This is a genomic window from Streptomyces sp. NPDC104381, assembly GCF_055583745.1.
In genome coordinates this window covers 353,146-368,218 of the sequence record NZ_JBVJNK010000006.1, presented here as the reverse complement: position 1 = coordinate 368,218, position 15,073 = coordinate 353,146, and the positions used below count along the sequence as shown (strand labels likewise).

Annotated in this window: 13 protein-coding genes; 5 read left to right on the top strand and 8 right to left on the bottom strand. The window is 73.1% G+C overall.

Annotated elements, in window-relative coordinates; genetic code table 11:
* The first annotated feature begins 233 nt into the window (after positions 1–233).
* The gene (locus tag ACZ607_RS22805; RefSeq protein WP_469737280.1) at positions 234–1,169 is read left to right on the top strand and encodes a DUF3152 domain-containing protein; all 936 of its coding nucleotides are present in this window, start codon (positions 234–236) and stop codon (positions 1,167–1,169) included.
* A 25-nt stretch (positions 1,170–1,194) separates the two neighbouring features.
* Here ACZ607_RS22805 and ACZ607_RS22800 read toward each other — a convergent pair whose 3' ends face one another.
* The 4 genes from ACZ607_RS22800 to ACZ607_RS22785 form a co-directional block, all read right to left on the bottom strand.
* On the bottom strand, positions 1,195–1,842 hold the full coding sequence (locus tag ACZ607_RS22800; RefSeq protein WP_469737278.1) for an imidazolonepropionase-like domain-containing protein: 648 nt from the start codon (positions 1,840–1,842) through the stop codon (positions 1,195–1,197).
* A 7-nt stretch (positions 1,843–1,849) separates the two neighbouring features.
* Positions 1,850–3,049 carry a cyclic dehypoxanthinyl futalosine synthase gene (gene mqnC / locus ACZ607_RS22795; RefSeq protein ID WP_469737276.1) on the bottom strand — a complete coding sequence of 400 codons (1,200 nt, stop codon included), beginning with the start codon at positions 3,047–3,049 and terminating at the stop codon, positions 1,850–1,852.
* A gap of 72 nt (positions 3,050–3,121) precedes the next feature.
* Entirely contained in the window at positions 3,122–4,819 is a 1,698-nt protein-coding gene (locus ACZ607_RS22790; protein WP_469737274.1) for a serine/threonine-protein kinase, read from the bottom strand.
* A gap of 427 nt (positions 4,820–5,246) precedes the next feature.
* Positions 5,247–6,125, bottom strand: coding sequence for a menaquinone biosynthetic enzyme MqnA/MqnD family protein (locus ACZ607_RS22785; protein ID WP_469737272.1), 879 nt, complete (start codon positions 6,123–6,125; stop codon positions 5,247–5,249).
* A gap of 299 nt (positions 6,126–6,424) precedes the next feature.
* Between ACZ607_RS22785 and ACZ607_RS22780 the strand changes: the two genes are divergently transcribed.
* The 3 genes from ACZ607_RS22780 (at position 6,425) to ACZ607_RS22770 (ending at position 10,234) form a co-directional block, all read left to right on the top strand.
* Entirely contained in the window at positions 6,425–6,628 is a 204-nt protein-coding gene (locus ACZ607_RS22780) for a cold-shock protein (RefSeq protein ID WP_003967102.1), read from the top strand.
* 269 nt (positions 6,629–6,897) lie between these two features.
* Positions 6,898–9,870 carry an SARP-family global regulator AfsR gene (afsR, locus tag ACZ607_RS22775; protein ID WP_469737270.1) on the top strand — a complete coding sequence of 991 codons (2,973 nt, stop codon included), beginning with the start codon at positions 6,898–6,900 and terminating at the stop codon, positions 9,868–9,870.
* A 190-nt stretch (positions 9,871–10,060) separates the two neighbouring features.
* Positions 10,061–10,234, top strand: coding sequence for a hypothetical protein (locus tag ACZ607_RS22770; protein ID WP_164493613.1), 174 nt, complete (start codon positions 10,061–10,063; stop codon positions 10,232–10,234).
* A 117-nt stretch (positions 10,235–10,351) separates the two neighbouring features.
* On the opposite strand, the gene ACZ607_RS22765 is transcribed toward ACZ607_RS22770, so the two are convergent.
* Genes ACZ607_RS22765 through ACZ607_RS22755 form a run of 3 tightly spaced genes read right to left on the bottom strand, consistent with a single transcriptional unit; the run spans position 10,352 to position 11,590 of the window.
* Positions 10,352–10,750: a hypothetical protein gene (locus ACZ607_RS22765; RefSeq protein WP_469737268.1), complete on the bottom strand. Its 399-nt coding sequence runs from the start codon at positions 10,748–10,750 to the stop codon at positions 10,352–10,354.
* On the bottom strand, positions 10,747–11,022 hold the full coding sequence (locus ACZ607_RS22760; protein WP_469737266.1) for a hypothetical protein: 276 nt from the start codon (positions 11,020–11,022) through the stop codon (positions 10,747–10,749). The genes ACZ607_RS22765 and ACZ607_RS22760 overlap by 4 nt, the downstream gene beginning before the upstream one ends.
* A gap of 25 nt (positions 11,023–11,047) precedes the next feature.
* Positions 11,048–11,590, bottom strand: coding sequence for a hypothetical protein (locus tag ACZ607_RS22755; RefSeq protein WP_469737264.1), 543 nt, complete (start codon positions 11,588–11,590; stop codon positions 11,048–11,050).
* A gap of 212 nt (positions 11,591–11,802) precedes the next feature.
* Here ACZ607_RS22755 and ACZ607_RS22750 point away from each other — a divergent pair, with 212 nt between their 5' ends.
* Complete coding sequence (locus ACZ607_RS22750; protein WP_469737262.1) at positions 11,803–12,504, top strand: hypothetical protein; 702 nt, start codon at positions 11,803–11,805, stop codon at positions 12,502–12,504.
* Between the two features lie 4 nt (positions 12,505–12,508).
* Here ACZ607_RS22750 and afsK read toward each other — a convergent pair whose 3' ends face one another.
* Positions 12,509–14,872 (bottom strand): protein serine/threonine kinase AfsK, encoded by a 2,364-nt coding sequence (gene afsK / locus ACZ607_RS22745; RefSeq protein WP_469737260.1) that lies wholly within the window; start codon positions 14,870–14,872, stop codon positions 12,509–12,511.
* Between the last annotated feature and the right edge of the window lie 201 nt (positions 14,873–15,073).

The following is a 15,073-nucleotide window of genomic DNA, read 5'->3' as shown; positions in this document are numbered from 1 at the left end:
AGCCCCCCTCCCGGCGCCCGGCGGCGGCGTGCGGCCGGGGCGTGCCGTCCTCCGGCGCCCGCCCGCGCGGAAGATCCTCTTCCTCGGTTTCGGGAACAGCACCGCTCCGATCGACGTCTCACCCGGCGAGGAGAAAGGGGTTTCCGTCGCGGTGCCCACCCGGCGACCCCGGGCGGGGCGGAAGATCATCCGTCCTGGACGGCCACACCACGACCACGGATACTCACCGGAACATGCACAGTGACGACACACATCGAACACGGAACACGACCGGCCCCCGCCGGACGGCAGGGAGGCCCGCCGCGCGTTCGGGTCCCTCGCGCACACGGTCCCGGAGACGTTCCGTGGCACGCCGAAGACAGCTGCTCCGGCGGCGCGCGGTCCTCACCGGGGGTGCGGTGGTCGCGGTGGCGGCCGTGGTGGCGTTCCTGCGGATCGGACCGCCGTGGCAGGACGACGGCGCGGCGGTCGCGGCCGACCGGGCTGCCTCCTCGCCCGCTCCGGCCCGGGCCTCTCCTGAGGCGGCCGCACCGAAGGCCTCGGCCTCCCCCGAGGCGTCGGTGTCCGCCGAGGCCCCGGCGGACACCGAGGAGCCCGTCGACCCGGACTCCGTACCGCAGTCGGGCCCGGGCACCTTCACCGTGGCCCGTGAGGGCGTCTCCTCCGGCGGCGGCAGCCGCTACCGCGTGGAGGTGGAGGACGGCATCGGCGTGGACCCCGACAGCGCCGCCGAGGACGTGGCGGAGATCCTCGGCGACCCGCGGGGCTGGGGCAAGGGCGGGGCCCGCACCTTCCGTCAGGTCGGCGACGACTCGGCCGGGCTGGTGATCAGGATAGGGACGCCGAAGACCACCGACCGGCTCTGCGGGCGGTACGGGCTGAACACCGGGGGCGAGGTGAACTGCCGGGGCGGGAAGAACGTCATGGTCAACCTGGCCCGCTGGCAGCTGGGTTCACCCACGTTCGACGGTCCGGCGACCGAGTACCGCGCCCTGATCATCAATCATGAGGTGGGCCACTGGCTCGGGCACGGCCACGAGACCTGCCCCGGCGCGGGCAGGCCGGCCCCCGCGATGATGCAGCAGATCAAGGGGCTCAAGGGCTGCGTCTCCAACGCCTGGCCGTACGACGACAAGGGCCGCTACCTGGGCGGCCCCTCCGTGCCGTAGACGGAACGGGCCCGCCGGGCCGCGCTCACCGCCTCCGGTGGACCAGCCGCCCGCCGAGCACCGTGGCGACACAGGCCCCGGCGCCCGCCCCGGTCAGCGCCGCCTCGTCGGGTACGTCGAAGACCGCGAGGTCGGCGCGTCCGCCGACGGCGAGCGGGCCGTGCACGGAACCCGGCAGGTCACCGCCGTGGACGAACGGGTCGAGGTCCGGCGCGTCCAGGAGCCCGCCGGGGGGCCCGGCGACCGCCGTGAGCCCCGAGCGGGCCACGGCGGTGCGTACGGCACGGTCGTCGAACGGGCCCGCGACATGGGTGGTGCCGTGGCGCAGCATGCGCTGCAGTCCGCGGCGTACGCTGCCGGCCCGCCGGGTCTCGTCCATCCGGCCGGCCAGCCGCTCGAAGTCCGCCCCGGCCAGGGGCTGTTCGCCGAGCTCGTCGGCCTCGCGCGGGTCGGGGTGGTAGCAGCGGGTCAGCAGCGGCACACCGTCCCACTGGCGCAGGCCCGGGGTGAGGACGCCCGGCCACCGCCGCACCCGGGCCGCGGGGTGCGCGGCCGTCACCTCGTCGTACGGTCCGAGGGCCACGATCCGGTCGCCGTCGACGGCGACGGCCCCGCCCTCGACGGCCGCCGCGCCGACCGGCAGGACCAGCGGCGCGGCGTGAACGGTCAGCACGGACGGCTCAGTTGGCGTTGAGGAGCTTCAGCTCCGGGTGCGCGGTGCCGCCGTCGATCGCGGTGGAGGAGATGTGCGAGACGACCCGCTCGTCGACCGGGTCGTTGGCCGGGTCGTCGTGGACGACCAGGTGCTCGTAGGTTGTGGCGCGCTGGGCGGGGACGCGGCCCGCCTTGCGGATCAGGTCGATGATCTCCAGCCGGTTGGAGCGGTGCTTGGCACCGGCCGACGAGACGACGTTCTCCTCCAGCATGATCGAGCCGAGGTCGTCGGCGCCGTAGTGCAGGGACAGCTGGCCGACCTCCTTGCCGGTGGTCAGCCAGGAGCCCTGGATGTGGGCGACGTTGTCGAGGAAGAGCCGGGCGATGGCGATCATCCGCAGGTACTCGAAGAGCGTGGCCTGCGTCTGTCCCTTCAGCTTGTTGTTCTCCGGCTGGTAGGTGTACGGGATGAAGGCGCGGAAGCCGCCCGTGCGGTCCTGGACGTCGCGGATCATCCGCAGGTGCTCGATGCGCTCGGCGTTGGTCTCGCCGGTGCCCATCAGCATGGTGGAGGTGGACTCCACGCCGAGGCCGTGCGCGATCTCCATGATCTCCAGCCAGCGCTCGCCGGACTCCTTGAGCGGGGCGATCGCCGTACGCGGCCGGGCGGGCAGCAGTTCGGCGCCGGCGCCGGCGAAGGAGTCGAGGCCGGCGGCGTGGATCCGGCTGATGGCCTCCTCGGCGGAGACCTTGGAGATCCGGGCCATGTGCTCGATCTCGGAGGCGCCCAGCGAGTGGATGACCAGCTGCGGGAACGCCTTCTTGATCGCGGAGAAGTGCTCCTCGTAGTACTCGACGCCGTAGTCCGGGTGGTGTCCGCCCTGGAACATGATCTGGGTGCCGCCGAGCTCGACGGTCTCCTCGCAGCGGCGCAGGATGTCGTCGAGGTCGCGGGACCAGCCCTTGGCGGTGTCCTTCGGGGGCGCGTAGAAGGCGCAGAACTTGCAGGCCGTGACGCACACGTTGGTGTAGTTGATGTTGCGCTCGATGATGTACGTCGCGATGTGCTCGGTGCCGGCGTAGCGGCGGCGGCGTACGGCGTCGGCCGCGGATCCCAGGGCGTGCAGCGGTGCCGACCGGTACAGGTCGAGGGCCTCTTCCGGGGTGATCCGGCCGCCTTCGGCGGCTCGGTCGAGGATGGGCTGGAGGTCGGCCTTCTCGGTCACCGGGCTGTCACCTTTCGGCGGTTTTTCAACGGATCTACGGACCGATCCAGCGTACGCCAGGCCCTGCGGGGGTCAGCCGCCGGACCGGCTGAGCGTGCCCTTCGGGTTGCCCGCCGCCTCCTCGTAGGACTGGTAGCGGAGGGTGCCGGACCCCGTGAGGGTGAAGACGAGGTCGGCGTCGCCGCCGGTGCACAGGGCGCTGTCGGTGTGGTCCGGGTCGGTGCGCTCGCGGATCTTCACCTCCTTCGCCGTGCCGGAGACGAGCTTGCCGACGCCCTTGCAGACGACGCTCGTCCCGAGCGCGTCGAGCCGGTGGGTCAGCCGGACCACGTCCTCGCCCTCGGCGCCCTCGGTGAACACGGCGGTGACCGTGCCGTGCGAGAGTCCGCTGCGTTCGGTGGCGGCCCCCTTCCACGTACCGGCGAAGGCCCGGGGCAGCGCGCTCACCGGTACGGAGGCCGCGGGGGGCTCCGAGGCGGCGTCCGACGGGCTCTGCGTCCGTCCGGACGCCGCGTCGTTGCCGTGGCCGTTGTCGTCGCCGGTGAACAGGTCCCCCAGGGTCGCGGCGCCCACGGTCACCGCGGCGAGCGCGCCGGCGACGGCCAGGGCGACCGTGCAGCTGATCCGCCGGCCCCGGCGGGCGCCGGGTCGCGGACCGGTGTCCATGGTGACGGCGAGCCGGGCGCCGGGGCCGGGCTTTCCGGGGGTGCCCGGGCCGGCCTCTCCGGGGGTGCCCGGGCCGGCCGGGGATCCGGACGTCGGGGCGGGCGGTCCGGAGGGCCGGGGCGGCAGGGGCGGACCGAAGGCGCCGGGGGCCGCGCCGCCCAGGGAAGCGCTGCTGAACGGCACCGGCCCCGACTGCACCGGGGCGTCCTGCGGTTCCAGGTCCAGCAGGGCCACCGCCGAGCGGCTGACCTCCCGCACCAGCGGGCCGGGCAGCCAGCCCGGTGCCACGAGCGCGGCGGCCCCGCCGGGCGCGAGCCTGCGGGCGATCTCGACGGGGGCGGGCCGGCCGGCGGGGTCCTTGGCGAGGCACGCGGCGACCAGCTCCCGCAGATCGCCCTCCAGATCGCCGAGTTCGGGCTCCTCGTGCACCACCTTGTAGAGGAGTACGGCGGAGGAGTCGCCCGGGAAGGGCGCGAGGCCGGTCGCGGCGTAGGCGAGGACCGCACCGAGCGAGAAGACGTCTGCGGCTCCGGAGATGTCCAGGCCGCGGATCTGTTCCGGCGCCATGTAGCCCGGGGAGCCGACGGAGACACCGGTGGAGGTGAGCGAGACGGTGGCGCCCAGCGCCCGGGCGATGCCGAAGTCGATCAGCCGGGGGCCGTCGAGGGCGAGCAGGACGTTGGACGGCTTCACGTCCCGGTGGATCAGACCGTGCGCGTGTACGGCGTCGAGCGCCTCGCCGAGCCCGGCCCCCAGGGTCCGTACCGCGTACTCGGGCAGCGGGCCGTGGCGGGTGACCGCGTCGGAGAGCGGCGGCCCGGCGACGTAACCGGTCGCGACCCACGGCACGGCCGCGTCGGGGTCGGCGTCCAGGACCGGGGCGGTCCACTGCGCGCCCAGCCGCCGCGCGGCGTCCACCTCGCGGCGGAACCGCGCGCGGAACTGCTCGTCCAGGGCGAAGTGGGGGTGCACGACCTTGACCGCGACGGTGCGTCCGCCCGCGCTGCGGCCCAGGTAGACCCGGCCCATCCCGCCGGCACCGAGCCTGCCGAGCAGCCGGTAGGCGCCGATGGTGTGCGGTTCGCCGGCTTCCAGCGGCTGCATGCGGTCTCCCCCTGTGGTCCCCGGGACTCGGACGGCAGCCTAGGCGGCGCGGGTCGCACGGTCACGGAGACCCCTTCCTCCGATATCGCCCCTATGGGCACGAAGCAGGGATTTCGCCACACGGAAAGGCGTGAATACGTCGTCCGTCCGCACGGCCGGGGTTCACCGGGAGGAAACCGGAAGGCGTTCCGGGAGCCATCCGCTATTCGTCCGCGAGGCTCCGGAGAGGCACTGCGGGGAGAGGCGCTCCGGGCACTCCGGGACAGAACTCCCGGCATTCGTCCCCATTCGAGGGAACGGAATACCGCGACCGCGCATCAGGGGAAAGCGGCCCGGTGAAGTGAGGCCCCGGAAGGGGACGGGAAGGTACGGGGAAGGTGCGGGATTCGCCTTCTCTCTCCCGCACCATTCCCGTACGCCGGTGGTGTCAGCCTCCGAGCAGTTCGACGTTCACATCCGCCGGGAAGCCGGTCGTCGGGCCGGTCCGCCGGGCGAACTCGCGCACACCCGCCAGCTGGTCCGGGCCGAAGCGGAAGTCCAGGGTGGTGAAGTAGCGCTCCAGCACCTCCGCGTCGAACGCCTCCCAGCGCGCGGCCTGCTCGGCCACCTTGGTGACCTCCTCCAGAGAGAGGTCGCGGGAGGCCAGGAACGCCTCGTGGACCTTCTCCACGTACTCGGGGTGCGAGGCCAGATAGTCCTTGCGCGCCGCCCAGACCGCGAAGACGAACGGCAGCCCCGTCCACTCCTTCCACATCTGGCCCAGGTCGTGGACCTGCAGGCCGAGCCTGGGGGCGTCGTGCAGGTTCGCGCGCAGGGCGGCGTCGCCGATGAGGACGGCCGCGTCGGCCTCCTGCATCATCAGGCCGAGGTCCGGCGGGCAGGTGTAGTAGTCGGGGGTGACGCCGTAGCGCTCGGCGAGCAGCAGCTGGGCCAGCCGCACGGAGGTGCGCGAGGTCGAGCCCAGGGCCACCCGGGCCCCGTCCAGCTGCTCCAGCGGGAGCTGGGAGACGATCACGCACGACATGACCGGCCCGTCGCAGCCGACGGCGATGTCGGGGAGGGCGACCAGGTCGTCGGCGTTGCGCAGGAACTCGACCAGGGTCACGGGACCGATGTCGAGATCCCCCCTGACCAGCTGCTCGCTGAGTCTCTCCGGGGTGTCCTTCGAGAGCTCCAGGTCGAGCAGTGTCCCGGTCCGCGCCAGGCCCCAGTAGAGGGGGAGGCAGTTCAGGAACTGGATGTGGCCGACGCGCGGCCTGATGCGACGGTCGTCGCCTTCCACAGGAGAGACGGTTGAATTGTCCACATCGCGAGGCTAGACCTGCCCGCGTCGGCCGGCACCATCGGGGGCGCCCCGAGTGGGTGGCCCGAGTGCGACGCGGGCCATGTACGTCAGCGCTCCGGCGGCTCAATCAAACATCCGGGTGAAGCGATCTTTCCCTCTACCGCTCCCCGCACACTGCGTGCTAGGCTCGCCCGCAAGTTGCAGTTTGGTTTCCCTTGCAGTACAGAGCCTGCGGAGCATGTAACCCGCAGGCTTTTGTAGTTTTCAGACTTGTTTGCAGGTTCTGGAGCAGGGCAACCCTTTGGCCCAAGGAGGGCTTTATGGCTACCGGAACCGTCAAGTGGTTCAACGCTGAAAAGGGCTTCGGCTTCATCGCCCAGGACGGCGGCGGCCCGGATGTCTTCGTCCACTACTCCGCGATCAACGCGTCCGGGTTCCGCTCCCTCGAGGAGAACCAGGTCGTGAACTTCGACGTCACTCAGGGACCCAAGGGCCCGCAGGCTGAGAACGTCACCCCGGCCTAGTTGCCCGGGTCGGCCGATCGCGGCCGAGTGAGCAGTACCCAAGGAGCCCCGCTCCCCCGCTTCGGCGGAGGAGCGGGGCTCCTGCCTTTCCCGGCCCTTCTCCCCGGGGGCCGCGCGGCCCTCTCCCCCCAACCTTGTCGAGGGCCTGTGCAGAGCGTCACCCGATGCTGACGAGCCCGCCCATAACAAGGCAGACTGTTGAGCGCGACACCAGCGGTACCGGGCGCAGCGGCACCGGCACCGGCGGGGCGAGCAGGACAGGGGGCATCATGGACCGCGACAACGGACCTGGCGTGCGCGTTCCGGAGCAACGCGCTCCGCGGGAACCGGCGGCCGGCGCCGAACTGCGCTTCACCGTGCTCGGCCCCGTACGCGCCTGGCGCGGCAGCGAGCCCCTGCCCTCCGGCTCCCCGCAGCAACGGGCCCTGCTGGCGGCCCTGCTCCTGCGGGACGGCCGCACGGCCACCGCGGCCGAACTCATCGACGCCCTCTGGGGCGAGGACCCGCCGTCCCAGGCGCTGGCGACGGTACGGACGTACGCCTCCAGGCTCCGCAAGATCCTCGGGCAGGACACCCTGGTCAGCGAGTCCGGGGGCTACGCCGTGCGGATCCCGCGCGAGGCCCTGGACCTGACGCTCGCTCAGGACCTGGCCGCCGAGGCGGAGAAGGCCCGGGCCGGCGGCGACCGCTGCCAGGCGCGCACCCTGATCAACAAGCTGCTGGGCCTCTGGGACGGTGAGGCGCTGGCCTCCCTCCCCGGCCCGTACACGGAGAACCAGCGCACCAGCCTGGAGGAGTGGCGCCTCCAGCTCACCGAGACCCGGCTCGACCTGGACCTGGAGGTCGGCTGCCACGCGGAGGCGGTCTCCGAACTCACCGCGCTCACCGCGGCGCACCCCCTGCGCGAACGGCTGCGCGAGCTGCTGATGATCGCGCTGTACCGCAGCGGCCGGCAGGCCGAGGCCCTCGCGGTGTACGCCGACACCCGCCGCCTGCTCGCGGAGGAGCTGGGCGTCGACCCGCGCCCCGAGCTGGCCCAGCTCCAGCAGCGGATCCTGCGGGCCGACGAGGAGCTGGCCCGCCCCGCCGACGAGCCGGCCCCCGCCTCCGCGCCGCTGCGCCCGGCCCAGCTCCCGGCCACCGTCCCGGACTTCACGGGCCGCTCCGCGTTCGTACGGGAGCTGAGCGACCGGCTCTCGACCGCCGAGGGTTCCGTGATGGCGGTCTCCGCGCTGGCCGGCATCGGCGGCGTCGGCAAGACCACCCTCGCCGTGCACGTTGCCCACCGGGCCCGCCCGCACTTCCCGGACGGCCAGCTGTACGTCGACCTCCAGGGCGCGGGCGCGCGGGCCGCCGAACCGGAGACCGTGCTCGGTGCCTTCCTGCGCGCCCTGGGCACACCGGACTCCGCGATCCCCGACTCGCTGGACGAGCGGGCGGCGCTCTACCGCTCCGCCCTCGACGGCCGCCGCGTCCTGGTCCTGCTCGACAACGCCCATGACGCGGCCCAGATCCGGCCCCTGCTCCCCGGCACGGAGGGCTGTGCGGCCCTGGTCACCAGCCGCGTCCGCATGGTCGACCTGGCCGGCGCGCACCTGGTGGACCTGGACGTGATGTCGCCCGAGGAGGCCCTGCAGCTCTTCACCCGCATCGTCGGCGACGAACGCGTCCGCTCCGAGCGCGAGGCGGCCCTGGACGTGGTGGCCGCGTGCGGCTTCCTGCCGCTGGCCATCCGCATCGCCGCCTCCCGGCTGGCGTCCCGCCGCACCTGGACGGTCTCCGTGCTGGCGGCGAAGCTCGCCGACGAGCGCCGCCGCCTCGACGAACTCCAGGCCGGCGACCTCGCGGTGAAGGCCACCTTCGAGCTCGGCTACGGCCAGCTGGAGCCGGCCCAGGCCCGCGCCTTCCGCCTCCTGGGCCTGGCGGACGGCCCGGACATCTCCCTCGCCGCGGCGGCCGCCCTGCTGAACCTGGACCCCCACACGGCGGAGGACCTCCTGGAGACCCTGGTCGACACCAGCCTCCTGGAGTCCGCGGCCCCGGGCCGCTACCGCTATCACGACCTGGTGCGCCTCTACGCGCGTGCCTGCGCGGAACGCGACGAACAGCCCCCGGTGGAACGGGAGCTGGCGCTCTCGCGCCTGCTGGACTTCTACCTGGCCACGGCGGCGGGGGTGTACGCGCTGGAGCGGCCCGGGGAGCGGGTGCTCGACCACTTCTCGCACACCGGGTACCCCGGTCTCACGTTCCAGGTACGGGAGACCGCGCTGGACTGGCTCTTCTCGGAGTCCAGCGGGCTGCTGGCGTGCGTGGCCCAGTCCGCCGGGACCGGTATGCCCCGGCGCGCCGCCGACCTCCTGATGGCCATGGTGGACCTGGGCGAATCCGGTGCGAACTCCCACCAGTTCGCCACCGCGGCGAAGGCCGTGAGCGACGCGGCGAGGGCGGCGGGCGACGCACAGGCCGAGGGCCGGGCGCGGACGATGCTGACGCACGCCCTCAGCGTCTCCGGACGTTTCGCGGAGGCCGAGACCGAGGCCCGGCGGGCGCTGGAGCTCGGCCGGCTGGCCGACGACCCGGTCTCCCTCGGCCAGGTCCCCAACCAACGGGGGATCATCGCCCTGTACGAGAACCGGCACGCCGACGCCGAGAACCACCTGAGCGAGGCGTTGGCCGCCTTCCGCGCGGACGGCAACAAGCCCGGCGAGGCCTCCGCCCTGTGCAACCTCTCCCGAGTCCATCTGGCCACGGGGAGGACGGCGAGCGCCGTGGACCTCGCCCAGCAGGGCGTGGGCATCTACGAGGCGGACACCTCCGGCCTGGCCCTGCGCCTCGCCAACGGGAAGTACGCCCTGGGGCTGGCGCTCACCGGTACCGGGCGGACCACCTCCGCACAGGAGGCGCTGAACGAGGCCATGTCGATATTCCGCGACAGCCGGCAGCAGCTCTGGCACGGCATGACGCTGTTCCGGCTGGCCGAACTGCACCTCGCCATCCGTCAGCCCGCCCACGCGGCGTCGCACGCCGAGCAGGCGCTGGCGATCCTGCGCGGCATCGGTGGCGAGTGGCGGCGGGCGAACGTACTCACCACACTGGGCCGCGGGCTCGCGGGCGTCGGCCAGACCGACCGCGCCCAGGTCTGCTGGGAGGAGGCGCTCTCGATCTTCGACGAACTGGGCTCCCCCGAGGCGGCGTCCGTACGTGAACTCCTGGCCCCGGCCCCCGTCGCCAGGGCCTCCTGACAGGCGTTCATCAATCGTTTATCGCCTGACGGCACTCTCTACTCATCGATCCGTCGCGTCGGGGGGCAGACGGATCGGCGAGTGGCCTCACCGTTAGGGTGATCGGCCCCAGGAGGCCCGCCCGGCGATCCACGGGGGAACCGCCGGGCGGGCTCCCCATCAGTCACCACCTTTTCAGGAGTTGAACTTCATGGCCGACAAGAGCGACATCCTCAAGCCCGCAGACGCGCACGCCACCGGCGAGGAGATCACCACCCAGGACGCCCACGCCACCGGCTCGCCGCTCAAGCCGACGGACGCGCACGCGACCGGCGAGGAGATCACCACCCAGGACGCGCACGCCACCAGCGAGCCGGCCAAGTAGACCTCACCGCACGGGGAGCGGCCGCGGCGGCGCGGAGGGGGAGCCGCCGCGGCCGCGAGTCGTCCGCGCACACGCAGGGCCCGAGCCGACCGGCTCGGGCCCTGTCCGCGCTCCCGGTCACAACGACCGGACCTGCACCTCCGGCCGGCACAGTTTCCGCATGTCGTCCTCGTCCGAGGTGAACACCGCCACCCGCCCGCGCTGCCGTCCCGCGATGACCGCGAGCGCCGCGTCGATGGCGTACTTGTGGCCGTGAAGGCCGGTCCCGCTCAGCAGGCCGATCGCCTCGTCGGCGACGTCCTTGGTGACCGGCTCCACGACGATGCGGGACATCACCCAGTTCCACTCCGAGCGACGGACCTTGCCGTGGTACGCCTCGATGAGAGTCATGGAGCTGGTCGCCACGCGGCTCCCCACCTGGTGTGCCTTGGTGAGAATCCCCGTCATGACTCGTTCTCGGGACACGGCACGCGACAGAGCTTCACAGTCCAGCACAAGACACAGTTCAGGTGTCATGCCGCCGTCGCCCCGCCGTGCGCCCCGGGCTGCCGCTCCTCGAACCACCGCTCGATCTCACGGAGCTCCGCCGAGGCCGCCGCCTGCTCCTCCTCGGTGAGGGGACCGTCCTTCTCCTGCATCCACGCCACCAGCTCGCCCAGCCGGTCCTGTTCACGCTGGCGTTCTATGGCGTGCGTGACATACGCGCTGAACGCGCCCGGACCCACCTCGCTCCGGATCTCCTCCGCGAGCTCCTCCGGCAGCGTGACCGTGTACTTCTTGGTTGCCATACCGGACACCATACCGGCGTCGGCGTCAGTAGCGCAGCTCCGCCGTGACCAGGCAGCGCTTCACACGGGAGACCAGGCGCGGGCTGTCCATCGCCACGGAGATGATCTCCGTACCGCCGCCGTCGACATCGATCTCGGTCTCCCCCGTGTCGACGGTCAGGCCCTTCGCGTCGACGAACGTCACGTCCACCTCGTACGTGTGCGTGGCCGCCGCGGTCGAGCGGATCTCGACCGACGAGGCCGTCGTCGCCCTGCGCTTTCCCTTCTTGGGCGCCGCGCACCGGATCACGCGCAGGGCGGGCGACTCGGAGGCGGACGCCGCGGGGGTGGCCGACTCGTACGTGGAGCCGCCGGAGGAGCCGGACGAGCTGTCGTAGTCATCGTCATCGTCGTCGTAGTGGTGGTAGCTGCCGTTGCTCTTCTTCGAGTTGGAGCAGCCGCCGCCCGAGCTGCTGCTCTTGCCGCTGCGGCTCTTGCTCTTCCCGCCGCTGCTCGACGTGGAGAATCCGGTGAGCGCGAGCACCACCACGACCAGTACGGCCGCGAACCTCATCTGTCGCCGCATCATCGATGCAGCCCCCCTTGCTGTAGTCGACCTCCCGGCCGCCGCGCGGCCGCGCGACACCGTAACGCACAGCATCCCGGGCGCTCACGGGCAGTCCGGTCATGGCCCTGTCACGGTCTCGTCATGGTCTCCGATGGCAGGCCGGATCGGCCGGGCGTAGCGTCGGTCCGGGGAGCGGCGCGCACAGCCGTGCGCCTTGGCCCGGGAGGCTGTCGATGATCCGCAATGTCCTCGGCTCCGTCGTCGCGCTCGTGGGGGCGGCGGCGGCCGTGCAGAGCCCCTTCCACAGCTGGTTCGACGGCCGTCCCGGGCGGGACTACCGCATCCAGGACCTGTTCGGCGGCATCAGCGGTGTCTCGTCGTCCGTGATGGGCTCGATCCTGCTGCCCTTCCTGTTCGCCGCGCTGGTGACGCTCGTGGGGGTCGTCCTCCGGCTGCGCTGGGTGGTGGTCCTGGCCGGGCTGATCGTCATCGGCTTCACCGTGCTGTGGATGGTCCGGCAGGGCCAGGAGGCCGGGAACCTGACGGTCGACGGTGACGGGAACGGACTGGGCTGGGGCGTGGCGCAGGCGCTGGCGGGCGGTCTCCTGCTCCTGCTGGGCGCGCTGCTGATGTCGGGACGGCGGAAGCGGGCGGCGCGGTCGGGGTACACCGCCGATCCCTATCCCGTACCGCCGGACGACCGCCCGGACACCTGGCCGCCCACCCAGGAGCCGGGCCCGGCCGCACAGACCTCTCCGGCGCCGGAGCCCGAGAGGGACCCGTACACCGGGCCGGGCCGGCACCGGGCGGCCCCCGCCGACGAGGACACCGCCCCGTACCCGGTGCAGCACCCGGAGGGCCGGTACCAGGAGGGCCCGTACCCCGACGAAGGGGAGCAGCGGGGCCAGGGGCGGTACAACCCGCCCCACCCCTGAGCCGTCAGGCCCGGGCCCTGTTGCCCGTGCCGGTCCCCTTCAGCGCGTCCAGGGCGTACACGCAGCGGTCCTTGCTGCACGCGTACACGACGCCCGCCTGCGCCACCGGGGAGCCGGTGATCTCGCCGCCCGTGGCCAGCTTCCAGCGGAGCTGGCCGCCCGCCGCGTCCAGGGTGTACAGCACGTGGTCCGCCGAACCGAAGTGGACCCGGCCGTCGGCGACCACCGGTGCGCCGACCACCTCGCCGCCGGCCGCGAACCGCCACTTCGGCGTCCCGGTCACCGCGTCCAGGGTGTACAGCGCGCTGCCGCTGCCGACGTGCACGTTGCCCGCCGTGACCAGCACGGGTTCGATGGACTGCCGGGCCTCCGTGGCGATCCGCCAGCGGTCCTTGCCGGTGGAGGCGTCCAGGGCGTACACGGTGCCCAGGTAGTCCGCGAGGTACACCCCGCCGCCGGTGACCGCGGGCCCCGGGGCGAAGGCGGGTGGCGAGAGGAAGACGGCCGGGGACTCGAAGTGCCAGCGCACCCGGCCGGAGACGGCGTCCACGGCCAGCACCCGGGTGCCCGCGGCGACGTACACGAAGCCGTCGGGCGCGGGGGTGATCCGGACCGGGACCCCTCCGCAGGAGGCGGCGTCGCCGACGGGGTACGACCAGCGTTCCGTGCCGGTGCGCGCGTCGACGGCCCGCAGCCGGGCGTCCTGCCACAGGTAGACCGTGCCCTCGTGGATGACGGGCCCGGCCTCCGGCGTCTCGAAGTCCGTCTGGACCCCGGAGGTCTCCCACAGCTTCTCGCCGCTGGACGCCTCCCACGCCTGTACGCCGCCGCCCCTGGTCCCGGTCAGGACGGTGCCCCGGTCGGCCTTGAGGGCGTACACCCAGGCGTCGGTCTGGAGCCGCCACCGCTCGGCGCCGGTCGCCGCGTCCAGCGCGTACAGCGACGGGCCGTCCGAGGCGTGGATCCGGCCGCCGTCGACGGCCATCGACCAGGCCACGTCGCGGGTCTTGAACTGGCGGCGCCCGTTGCCCACGTCCAGGGCGTGGACCTCGAAGGACGTCACGTACAGCAGATCGCCCACCACGACGGGCGTGCCCCACACGTCGTTCGACATACGGAACCGCCACGGCCGCCAGCGGTCCGGCGCCGCCTCGGGGGGCTGCGCGGGGGCGGGCACCGGAGCGGCCGGGGCCGCCGAGGTGTGACCGCCGGGCGCGCGCACCCAGCCGGTGGCCGGGTCGGCGTGCGCGGCCGCGGGCCCCCGTACGTCCACGGGGCGCGGCCCGGGGCCGATCGGCACCTTGGCGCCGGGCAGCTGCACGGGACCGCCGTCGGGGGCGGGCGCCGACACCGGGGCGGGCGCCGGTGCGGTCCGCAGGTCGCCTCCGCCGCGCCACGCCCCGTACCCGGCGCCGGGCGGCGGCTGCTGCGGGGGCGGCGGTACGGCCACGGGGGGCGCGACGGCGACGGCGCGGCCACCGCCGCGGCGCTGCTCGATCATCGCGGTCGCGACGGTCGGCAGCCAGGCCGAGGCCGTGCCGCTGTCGTCGCTGCCGGAGGCGAAGAGGTGCGGGGCCAGCTGGGACTGGAGGTCGGCGGGGGTGGGCCGCCGGGAGGCGTCCATCTGCATGCAGGACTCGATGAGCGGCCGCAGATCGTCGGGCAGCCCCTCGGTGTCAGGCCCCTCCCGCAGCAGCATGAACACCGTCTCGACCGGATTCGCCCCGTGGAAGGGCGCGTGGCCCGTCGCGGCGAAGACGAGGGTGGAGCCGAGCGAGAACACATCGCTGGCGCCCGTCACGCTGCGCGAGTCGCGGGCCTGCTCCGGGGACATGTACGCGGGGGTGCCCACCGCGACGTTCGTCATGGTCAGCCGGGTGTTGGAGACCCCGGACGCGATACCGAAGTCGATCACCCGAGGGCCGTCCTCGACCACCAGGACGTTGGACGGCTTCAGGTCGCGGTGGACGAGCCCCGCCCCGTGGATCGACTGGAGGGCCTCCGCGATCCCGGCGGCCAGCCAGCGCACGGCCTGGGTCGGCATCGGCCCGCACTCATTCACTATCTCCTCGAGGGAGGGAGCGGGGACGTAGGCGGTGGCGAGCCAAGGGACGGCCGCCCTCGGGTCGGCGTCGACCACGGCGGCCGTGTAGAACCCGCTGACCGCGCGGGCGGCCTCCACCTCACGTGTGAAGCGGACCCGGAACAGCTGGTCCTCGGCCAGTTCCGTACGGACCGTCTTGATCGCCACCCGTCGGCCCGACGCCGACCGCGCCAGATAGACCAGCCCCATGCCGCCGGCCCCGAGCCGTCCCAGCACCTCGAACGGGCCGATCCGCCTCGGGTCATGCTGCGTCAGCTGCTCCACTTGCCTGCCACCTCCCCGTACGGACCTCAGGAACAGAAGCCCGCGAAATCCCGCCCTGTGCAGCGTCTCACCAGTGGGCACCACTTGGCGGTGCGCACCCTGATTCTTCCTGGCTCGGGGCCCGGTGGCGAACCCGGGGGCGGAACGGAGTGTTGTGTGGCACTCCATCCCTTTCAGGACACCTCCGGAAAGGCTCCGGGA